The sequence below is a fragment of the Superficieibacter sp. 1612_C1 genome (assembly GCF_015234305.1).
Taxonomy (GTDB): Bacteria; Pseudomonadota; Gammaproteobacteria; order Enterobacterales; family Enterobacteriaceae; genus Superficieibacter.
Map to the genome: position 1 here is coordinate 125,305 of NZ_JADGMI010000008.1, position 9,718 is coordinate 135,022.

The window sequence follows — 9,718 nt, forward strand, 5'->3', positions numbered from 1 at the left end:
GCAGTAAACTCGAAGAATACAGGCCGGGCAACCCGGCAACATTAACGAATAAAGGAAGCATGTTATGGCACTTTGGGGCGGGCGTTTTACCCAGGCAGCGGATCAACGGTTCAAACAGTTCAACGACTCTTTGCGCTTTGATTATCGCCTGGCCGAGCAAGATATCGTTGGCTCTGTAGCCTGGTCAAAAGCGCTGGTAACCGTGGGCGTGCTCACCGCTGACGAGCAACTACAGCTGGAAGACGCACTGAACGTGCTGCTGGAAGAGGTTCGCGTTAATCCTGAGCAGATCCTGGAAAGCGATGCGGAAGATATTCACAGCTGGGTCGAAGGTAAGCTGATCGATAAAGTCGGCCAGTTGGGCAAAAAGCTCCACACCGGGCGCAGCCGTAACGATCAGGTCGCCACCGATCTGAAATTATGGTGCAAAGAGACGGTCTCTGAATTACTGACCGCCAGCCGCCAGCTACAGAGCGCGCTGGTGGAAACCGCACAGAACAATCAGGATGCGGTGATGCCGGGCTATACCCATCTTCAGCGCGCGCAGCCGGTGACGTTTGCCCACTGGTGTCTGGCGTATGTTGAAATGCTGGCGCGGGATGAAAGCCGTCTTCAGGATGCGCTTAAACGTCTGGACGTCAGCCCGCTGGGCTGCGGCGCACTGGCCGGTACCGCCTATGAAATTGACCGTGAACAGCTGGCGGGCTGGCTGGGTTTTGCCTCGGCAACCCGCAACAGCCTGGACAGCGTGTCTGACCGCGATCACGTGCTGGAACTGCTTTCTGATGCTTCCATTGGCATGGTGCATCTTTCCCGCTTTGCAGAAGATTTGATTTTCTTCAATACCGGCGAGGCCGGGTTTGTCGAGCTTTCCGATCGCGTCACGTCCGGTTCATCCCTGATGCCACAGAAGAAAAACCCGGATGCGCTGGAGCTGATCCGCGGTAAATGCGGACGCGTGCAGGGGGCGTTAACCGGCATGATGATGACCCTGAAAGGTCTGCCGCTGGCGTATAACAAAGATATGCAGGAAGACAAAGAAGGTTTGTTCGACGCGCTTGATACCTGGCTGGATTGTCTGCATATGGCGGCGCTGGTGCTGGATGGCATTCAGGTGAAGCGTCCGCGCTGCCAGGAAGCGGCGCAGCAGGGCTATGCGAACGCGACGGAGCTGGCGGATTACCTGGTCGCGAAAGGCGTACCGTTCCGTGAAGCGCACCATATTGTCGGTGAAGCGGTAGTAGAGGCGATTCGTCAGGGTAAACCGCTGGAAGATCTGCCGCTGGCCGATCTGCAAAAATTCAGTCCGGTGATTGGTGATGACGTCTATCCGATCCTAGCGCTGCAATCCTGTCTCGATAAACGTGCGGCCAAAGGCGGCGTGTCGCCACAGCAGGTGGCGCAGGCGATTGCAGATGCGCAGGCAAGGCTGGTTTAACGTACATTCTCCCGCTCCAGACATAGCCCGGTTTCAAACCGGGCTTTTTTACGCAAAAAAAATGCGGACCATCCGGTCCGCAAAAAATTCACGTTGGCTTTAGGTTCGAGAGAAACTCTCTGAAGGAGCAGTGGCTTCGAGGGTTAAACAAAGTACCGTCTCGCTTCTGGTGACAATTATTGTACAGAGTGCTTGATAGGGATAATCGTTCATTGCTATTCTATCTATCGCCATGAACTATCGTGGCGATGGAGGATGAAGAATGAATATTCGCGATCTTGAATACCTTGTCGCACTGGCCGAGCACCGTCATTTCCGCCGGGCTGCCGATTCCTGTCACGTGAGCCAGCCCACGCTGAGCGGACAAATCCGTAAGCTGGAAGACGAGCTGGGCGTGATGCTGCTGGAGCGTACCAGCCGCAAAGTGCTGTTCACGCAGGCGGGATTGTTGCTGGTGGACCAGGCGCGTACCGTGCTGCGCGAGGTTAAAGTGCTCAAGGAGATGGCGAGCCAGCAGGGCGAGACCATGTCCGGGCCGCTGCATATCGGTCTGATCCCGACGGTCGGGCCCTATCTGCTGCCGCAAATTATCCCAATGCTGCACCAGTCGTTCCCTAAACTGGAGATGTATCTGCATGAAGCACAGACGCATCAGCTACTGGCGCAGCTCGACAGCGGTAAACTTGACTGTGCGATCCTGGCGCTGGTGAAAGAGAGTGAGTCCTTTATTGAAGTGCCGCTCTTTGACGAACCGATGAAGCTGGCGATCTACGAAGATCACCCGTGGGCCGGACGCGATCGTGTGCCGATGTCCGATCTGGCCGGTGAAAAGCTGCTGATGCTGGAAGACGGCCACTGCCTGCGCGATCAGGCGATGGGCTTCTGTTTTGAAGCGGGCGCAGATGAAGATACCCACTTCCGTGCCACCAGCCTGGAAACGTTGCGTAACATGGTCGCAGCGGGAAGCGGGATTACGCTGCTGCCTGCGCTTTCAGTGCCGCAGGAACGTCAGCGCGATGGTGTGGTTTACCTGCCGTGTATTAAGCCGGAGCCGCGCCGTACCGTTGGCCTGGTGTATCGTCCCGGATCGCCGCTGCGTGGTCGCTATGAACAGCTGGCGGAGGCCATCCGCGAGAAGATGGATGGCCACTTTGAGCAGGCGTTAAAACAGGCGGTTTAAACCGTTCAGCGCCGCTACCCGATAGGCTTCGGCCATGGTCGGGTAGTTGAAGGTGGTGTTAACAAAATACTCAATCGTGTTACCGCCGCCTTTCTGCTCCATAATCGCCTGGCCGATATGAATAATTTCGGCCGCGCGCTCGCCAAAGCAGTGAATGCCCAGAATCTCTTTCGTTTCCCGGTGAAAGAGAATTTTTAGCGTACCGACGTTCATACCCACAATCTGCGCCCGCGCCAGATGCTTAAACTGCGCCCGGCCAACTTCGTAAGGCACCTTCATTGCCGTGAGCTGCTGTTCGGTTTTACCGACGGAGCTGATTTCCGGGATGGTGTAGATGCCGGTGGGAATATCTTCAATCAGGTGCGCGGTGGCTTCACCTTTACTCATCGCCTGCGCAGCGATACGTCCCTGATCGTAGGCGGCAGACGCCAGGCTCGGATAGCCAATCACATCGCCGACCGCGTAGATGTGCGGCAGCGCGGTCTGGTACATGCTGTTCACTTTTAACAGCCCACGGCCGTCCGCTTCCAGCCCGATGTTTTCCAGCGCCAGCGAATCAGTGTTGCCGGTACGCCCGTTGGCGTACAGCAGGCAGTCCGCCTTCAGCTTTTTGCCGGATTGCAGGTGCATAATCACGCCATCGTCCATACCTTCGATTTTCTCGTACTCTTCGTTATGGCGGATCACCACGCCACTGTTCCAGAAGTGGTAAGAGAGTGAATCTGACATCTCCTGGTCGAGAAACGCCAGCAGGCGATCGCGGGTGTTAATCAGATCGACTTTGACATCCATTCCGCGGAAGATCGACGCATATTCGCAGCCAATCACCCCCGCACCATAGATAATAACGTGGCGCGGTTCGTGGTGCAGGCTGAGGATAGAATCGCTGTCGTAAATACGCGGATGAGAAAAATCGACGTTAGCGGGGCGATAGGGCCGGGAGCCGCAGGCGATGACAAACTTTTCTGCGGTCAGCGTTTCTACCGAGCCATCCGGAAAGGTCAGCGCCAGCGTGTGATCGTCAACAAAACTGGCATCGCCCTGGAGGATTTCACAGTGGTTACGCTCGTAGAATCCCTGGCGCATCCGCGTTTGTTGATTAATTACGTTATCCGCATGGTTAAGGATATCGGCAAACGAGGAGCGTAAAAGGCGGGAGTGGTCGCTGTAGAGAGGGTTCTGGTTGAATTCAATAATGCGGCTGACGGCATGGCGAAGGGCTTTCGAGGGGATCGTGCCCCAGTGGGTACAGCCGCCGCCGACATTATGATAGCGCTCGATAACGGCAACGCGCGCTCCCTGCTTAACCAGTCCCATTGCAGCACCTTCGCCGCCGGGGCCGGACCCAATAACAATGGCATCATAATCCCAGGAATGTGGCATGGTATGACTCACCTGTTTTTATACACAAAATAAACATGATGATAACATTTGCCGCTGTTTAACCCAATTATCGTTGTGCTTTTTTCCTGCAATAAAGCAGAAACAGCTCGTAAACAATCATTCACAACCTGTGCAAACCGATCTGTTTTGATCTCTGGTATAGTGCCTTCTGGGCCTTTGGAAGGATTCAGACATCGTGATGGGCGTTAGAGCGCAACAAAAAGAAAAAACCCGGCGTTCGCTGGTAGAAGCGGCATTCAGTCAACTGAGCGCAGAGCGTAGTTTCGCCAGCCTCAGTTTACGTGAAGTTGCGCGCGAAGCGGGAATTGCCCCGACGTCGTTTTATCGCCACTTCCGCGATGTGGATGAGCTTGGTCTGACGATGGTTGATGAAAGCGGCCTGATGCTGCGCCAATTGATGCGTCAGGCGCGCCAGCGCATTGCCAAAGGCGGCAGCGTGATCCGCACATCGGTCTCCACGTTTATGGAGTTCATTGGCAATAATCCAAACGCTTTTCGCCTGCTTTTGCGTGAGCGTTCTGGCACATCAAGCGCGTTTCGCGCTGCGGTGGCGCGTGAAATACAGCACTTTATTGCCGAACTTGCGGATTATCTGGAACTCGAAAGCCACATGCCGCGGGCCTTTACGGAAGCACAGGCGGAAGCGATGGTCACCATCGTATTTAGCGCAGGTGCCGAGGCGCTGGACGTAAGCGCAGAGCAGCGCAGGCAACTAGAGGAGCGGCTGGTATTGCAGCTGCGGATGATCTCTAAGGGCGCATATTACTGGTATCGTCGGGAGCAGGAGAAACCGACCCAACATGCTGAGGAGAAAGAAAGGTAATGAAACAGACCGTTCAGGATCGAGGTACGTTGCTGCTGGCGCTGATCGCTGGCTTATCCATCAATGGCACATTTGCCGCGCTGTTCAGCTCCATCGTGCCATTCTCTGTGTTCCCCATTATTTCGCTGGTGCTGACGGTTTACTGTTTGCATCAGCGCTACCAGAATCGCACCATGCCCGTGGGGTTGCCGGGCCTGGCTGCTGGCTGCTTTATTCTGGGTATTTTGCTCTATAGTACGGTGGTGCGCGCAGAGTATCCGGCGATTGGCTCTAACTTCCTGCCCGCGGTGCTGTCGGTGATTCTGGTGTTCTGGGTAGGGTTTCGGATGCGTAACCGTAAGCATGAGCTGTCGGAGTAACCTCGCCAGCCACGACATCGCAACGTTGCCGGGAGGCGCTTCGCTTGCCCGGCCTACAATCGTGCCTGTATCAACGTACCGTAGGCCCGTGCAAGCGTAGCGCCGCCGGGCAGGTAAGGGCTTATTTTCGCGTCAACAGCACGCCGCATTCCATATGATGGGTGTACGGGAACTGATCGAACAGCGCCAGCCGCTCCACCTTGTGCGTCTGGCTCAACGTTTCGAGGTTCTTGCACAGTGTCTCCGGGTTGCAGGAGATATACAGAATGCGCGGATACGCCTGCACCATCTTCTCGGTATCGCTATCCAGCCCGCTGCGCGGCGGATCGACGAAAATCGTCTCACACTGGTAACTTTTCAGATCGATGCCTTGCAAGCGGTTAAATTCACGCACGCCGTTCATTGCCTGGGTGAACTCTTCTGCCGCCATGCGGATAATCTGTACGTTATCAATGTGATTGGCGCTAATGTTGTACTGCGCTGCTGCCACGGACGGCTTGGCGATTTCGGTGGCTAATACGCGGTCGAAATTGCGCGCCAGCGCCAGTGAGAAATTGCCGTTTCCGCAGTACAGCTCCAGCAAGTCGCCGGTAGAATCTTTCGTGGCGTTCAGCGCCCATTCCAGCATCTGAATATTCATCGCCGCGTTCGGCTGGGTAAAGCTGTTCTCGACCTGACGATAGATCATCTCGCGGCCGCCAACCGGCAGACGTTCGTCAATATAGTCCTGGTCCAGTTCAATTTTGGTTTTGGTCGCCCGGCCAATCAAATGCACGTTCAGGTTCTGTGCCCGCAGGGCATCTCGCAGCGCTTCCGCCTCCTGACGCCATTCTTCATCCAGCTTTTTATGATAGAGGAGACTGATCACCGCCTGGTTACTGAGGGTAGTCAGGTAGTCGATCTGAAAGAGCTTATGACGCAACACGCGGTTATTGCGCACGCCTTCCATCATGGCGGTCATCAACTGATTAATTAATTCGCTGGCCGCCGGAAAGCTGTCGACGCGAATGCGACTTTTGGTCTGCTGATCGAACATGATGTGATAAAGGTCGTCGCCATCGTGCCAGATGCGGAACTCAGCGCGCATGCGGTAGTGGCTGACCGGAGAACGGAACACCTCTGGAACCGGCGCGGCAAAAGGCGTCATCATACTTTGCAGGCGGACGACCTTCTCTGCCAGTTGCGCGTCGTACTGTTCTGTCGGGAGATGTTCGGGGGTCATAATGCATCCTGAATGATAAAGAATTACGCGGGGATTGTAGGGATTGTGCCGGGGATGTCCAGCCTTTATCAGTCATAGCAGTATGGACATCTATACGTATCTAATTGTAGCATTCTGTTTCCGGTCTCCTGTGAGTGAAAAGGGAATCCAGTGTAAATCTGGAGCTGACGCGCAGCGGTAAAGACTGGCGGGACGAGTGCTGTAGACACTGCGTAATGACGTGGGAAGTCTTCATCCGCAAAACGCCACCTAGCCCGAAGACCTGCCGGGATCACGTCGCATTTGGTTTCATCATCGCGTGCTATAGATGAGGCCTGCGGCATCCTTCTGATATTGTGGATGCTTTTACAATGATTAAAAAAGCTTCGCTGCTGACGGCGTGTACCGTCACGGCATTTTCTGGCTGGGCGCAGGATAGCAACCCGGACACTCTGGTGGTCACAGCAAGTCGAATTGAACAACCGGTGAATACCGTTCTGGCCCCGGTGAGCGTAGTGACGCGTCAGGATATTGATCGCTGGCAATCAACCTCTGTTATTGATGTGATGCGTCGGTTGCCAGGCGTGGACGTCGCGCAAAACGGCGGTATCGGTCAACTCTCTTCTCTTTTTATTCGCGGCACTAATTCCAGCCATGTGCTGATCCTGGTGGACGGCATACGTCTTAATCAGGCGGGCGTTAGCGGGTCATCAGACTTAAGCCAGTTCCCGGTGGCGCTGGTGCAGCGCATTGAATATGTCCGCGGACCGCGTTCGGCGATTTATGGCTCGGATGCGATTGGCGGCGTAGTGAATATCATCACCACGCGTGAAAAGGACGGTACAACCTTAAACGCGGGCGTCGGCTCACACGGCTATCAGAACTACGGCGGCAGCACCCAGCAGACGCTGGGCGAAAACACGCGCGTCACCCTGGCGGGCGACTATACCTACACCAAAGGCTTTGATGTGGTCGCCGATGGCAACAACGGCGGATTAGCGCAGACGGATGGCGATGGCTTTATGAACAAGACGCTGTACGGCGCGCTTGAACATGACTTCTCTGAGCAGTGGACCGGCTTTGTCCGCGGTTACGGCTACGATAACCGCACCGCCTACGATGGCTATTACAGTTCGTTCACGCCTGATGTCCTGGTGGATACCCGCCAGCTGTATAGCCAGACGTGGAATGCCGGGCTGCGCTTTAATCAGGATATTTTCCATTCTCAACTCTATTCTGGTTACAGCCACAGCAAAGATTACAACTACGATCCTCATCTGGGGCGTTATGATTCTTCCGCCACGCTGGATGAAATCAAACAGTACAACGTGCAGTGGACCAACTCCGTTGATATCGGGCACGGAAACGTGGGCGCAGGCGTCGACTGGCAGAAGCAAAGTACAGAGCCGGGCACTAACTATGTGACCAATGGTTACGACCTGCGTAATACCGGGATCTACCTGACCGGATTGCAGCAGGTAGCCGACTTCACCTTTGAAGGTGCTGCCCGCAGCGATGACAACTCACAGTTTGGCCAGCATGGTACCTGGCAGGGCAGCGCGGCGTGGGAGTTTGTTGAAGGCTACCGTTTTATTGCCTCTTATGGCACGGCGTTTAAGGCTCCGAACCTTGGTCAGCTGTACGGCTACTACGGGAGTAAAAGCCTCGATCCTGAAGAGAGCAAGCAGTGGGAAGGCGCTTTTGAAGGGCTGACGGCTGGGGTGAACTGGCGTATCTCGGGCTATCGTAATGACGTTGATAATCTTATCGACTATGACGATCAGCTAATGAAATATTACAACGTCGGCAAAGCGCGCATTAAAGGTATTGAAGCCACAGCAACCTTTGATACGGGTCCGGTAACGCACAATATCGGCTACGACTACGTCGATGCTCGCAATGCCAGAACCGATCAGCCGCTGGCGCGCCGGGCGAAACAGCAGGTTAAATATCAACTCGACACGCAAGTCTATGATTTTGACTGGAGTCTGACATATCACTATCTCGGCACGCGGTATGATGCCGACTACAACGCTTATCCGACCCGGACAGTTAAAATGGGTGGCGTGAGTTTGTGGGATGCGGCAGTTTCATATCCAGTCACCTCACACCTGACAGTTCGTGGTAAAATAGCCAACCTGTTCGATAAAGATTACGAGACAGTTTATGGCTACCGAACTGCAGGGCGAGAATACAACTTGTCTGGCAGCTACACCTTCTGATCCCCGACCCACCGTGCTGGTGTTTGATTCCGGCGTCGGTGGATTATCGGTCTATGATGAGATCCGGCATCTCCTGCCGGACCTTCACTACATTTATGTTTTCGATAATGTCGCTTTTCCTTATGGAGAGAAGAGTGAAGCTTTTATCGTTGAGCGCGTGGTCGAAATCGTTACTGCGGTCCAGAAGCGTTATCCCCTGTCACTGGCGGTCATTGCCTGCAACTCGGCGAGCACCGTTTCATTACCTGCCCTGCGTGACAAATTTACCTTCCCGGTGGTTGGCGTGGTTCCGGCAATTAAACCGGCCGCACGTTTAACGGCGAACGGCGTCGTGGGCTTGCTGGCGACGCGCGGGACGGTGAAACGTCCCTATACGCATGAGCTTATCGCCCGCTTCGCCAACGAATGCAAAATCGAAATGCTTGGCTCTGCGGAGCTGGTGGAACTGGCGGAGGCCAAACTTCATGGCAAACCAGTACCGTTAGAAGAACTGCGACGCATTTTGCGCCCGTGGCTGCGAATGGCTGAACCGCCGGACACCGTTGTGCTGGGCTGCACGCACTTCCCGCTGCTACAAGAAGAGTTAGCGCAGGTGCTGCCGGAAGGTACGCGACTGATCGATTCCGGCGCGGCGATTGCCCGACGCACGGCCTGGCTGCTGGAACATGAAGCGCCCGATGCTAAATCTACTGAGGCGAATGTGGCATTCTGCATGGCGCTGACGCCAGCATCAGAACAATTATTGCCCGTTTTACAGCGCTACGGCTTTGAAACGCTCGAAAAACTGGCAGTTTAAGGGTGTTTTGCATAAAAAAGAGACGGTTGAAAAGTTTTTTGAAAAGAGGGCTTGTCAACGTCAGAGAACTCCCTATAATGCGCCTCCACTGACACGGAACAACGGCACGCAAGCCGCCGGGTCAGCGGGGTTCGAATGAGAACGCCGACGGAGAAAAGCGAAAATAAACGCTTGACTCTGAATGAGGAAAACGTATTATACGGGACCTCGCGACACAGCGCTAAAGCGCGTCGCAACTGCTCTTTAACAATTTATCAGACAATCTGTGTGGGCACTCGAAGATACGGATTCTTAA

At 54.8% G+C, this 9,718-nt stretch carries 8 protein-coding genes and 1 riboswitch; of the genes, 6 read left to right on the forward strand and 2 right to left on the reverse strand.

Annotated features, from left to right (window positions below; translation table 11 throughout):
* Window positions 1-64 precede the first annotated feature (64 nt).
* Together argH and oxyR are read left to right on the forward strand one after the other, a co-directional pair.
* Window positions 65-1,438 (forward strand): argininosuccinate lyase, encoded by a 1,374-nt coding sequence (gene argH, locus INT84_RS22830; protein ID WP_176919668.1) that lies wholly within the window; start codon window positions 65-67, stop codon window positions 1,436-1,438.
* Between the two features lie 262 nt (window positions 1,439-1,700).
* Window positions 1,701-2,618, forward strand: coding sequence for a DNA-binding transcriptional regulator OxyR (oxyR, locus tag INT84_RS22835; protein WP_194208594.1), 918 nt, complete (start codon window positions 1,701-1,703; stop codon window positions 2,616-2,618).
* Here the strand turns inward: oxyR and sthA are convergent.
* A complete protein-coding gene (gene sthA / locus INT84_RS22840; RefSeq protein ID WP_194208595.1) occupies window positions 2,601-4,001 on the reverse strand; it encodes a Si-specific NAD(P)(+) transhydrogenase in 1,401 nt (466 codons plus the stop codon). The two genes, oxyR and sthA, sit on opposite strands and share 18 nt — an antisense overlap.
* Window positions 4,002-4,197: 196 nt before the next feature.
* Here sthA and fabR point away from each other — a divergent pair, with 196 nt between their 5' ends.
* Window positions 4,198-4,845: an HTH-type transcriptional repressor FabR gene (gene fabR / locus INT84_RS22845; RefSeq protein WP_176919671.1), complete on the forward strand. Its 648-nt coding sequence runs from the start codon at window positions 4,198-4,200 to the stop codon at window positions 4,843-4,845.
* Window positions 4,845-5,204 (forward strand): YijD family membrane protein, encoded by a 360-nt coding sequence (locus tag INT84_RS22850; protein WP_194208596.1) that lies wholly within the window; start codon window positions 4,845-4,847, stop codon window positions 5,202-5,204. The genes fabR and INT84_RS22850 overlap by 1 nt, the downstream gene beginning before the upstream one ends.
* Window positions 5,205-5,325: 121 nt before the next feature.
* Here the strand turns inward: INT84_RS22850 and trmA are convergent, their stop codons facing one another.
* Window positions 5,326-6,426: a tRNA (uridine(54)-C5)-methyltransferase TrmA gene (gene trmA, locus INT84_RS22855; RefSeq protein ID WP_194208597.1), complete on the reverse strand. Its 1,101-nt coding sequence runs from the start codon at window positions 6,424-6,426 to the stop codon at window positions 5,326-5,328.
* A 104-nt stretch (window positions 6,427-6,530) separates the two neighbouring features.
* A riboswitch (cobalamin riboswitch) is annotated at window positions 6,531-6,711 on the forward strand.
* A 65-nt stretch (window positions 6,712-6,776) separates the two neighbouring features.
* On the opposite strand from trmA, the gene btuB reads away from it, so the two are divergent.
* Entirely contained in the window at window positions 6,777-8,627 is a 1,851-nt protein-coding gene (gene btuB, locus INT84_RS22860; RefSeq protein WP_194208598.1) for a TonB-dependent vitamin B12 receptor BtuB, read from the forward strand.
* A complete protein-coding gene (gene murI / locus INT84_RS22865) occupies window positions 8,572-9,423 on the forward strand; it encodes a glutamate racemase (protein ID WP_194208599.1) in 852 nt (283 codons plus the stop codon). Before btuB ends, murI begins: the two co-directional genes overlap by 56 nt.
* The last annotated feature ends 295 nt before the right edge of the window (window positions 9,424-9,718 follow it).

Bases quoted from the DNA above. Each gene is read 5' to 3' on its own strand.
- oxyR (WP_194208594.1), top strand. From the start codon at position 1,701: ATGAATATTCGCGATCTTGAATACCTTGTCGCACTGGCCGAGCACCGT.
- btuB (WP_194208598.1), top strand. From the start codon at position 6,777: ATGATTAAAAAAGCTTCGCTGCTGACGGCGTGTACCGTCACGGCATTT.
- murI (WP_194208599.1), top strand. From the start codon at position 8,572: ATGGCTACCGAACTGCAGGGCGAGAATACAACTTGTCTGGCAGCTACA.
- INT84_RS22850 (WP_194208596.1), top strand. From the start codon at position 4,845: ATGAAACAGACCGTTCAGGATCGAGGTACGTTGCTGCTGGCGCTGATC.
- sthA (WP_194208595.1), bottom strand. From the start codon at position 4,001: ATGCCACATTCCTGGGATTATGATGCCATTGTTATTGGGTCCGGCCCC.
- trmA (WP_194208597.1), bottom strand. From the start codon at position 6,426: ATGACCCCCGAACATCTCCCGACAGAACAGTACGACGCGCAACTGGCA.
- argH (WP_176919668.1), top strand. From the start codon at position 65: ATGGCACTTTGGGGCGGGCGTTTTACCCAGGCAGCGGATCAACGGTTC.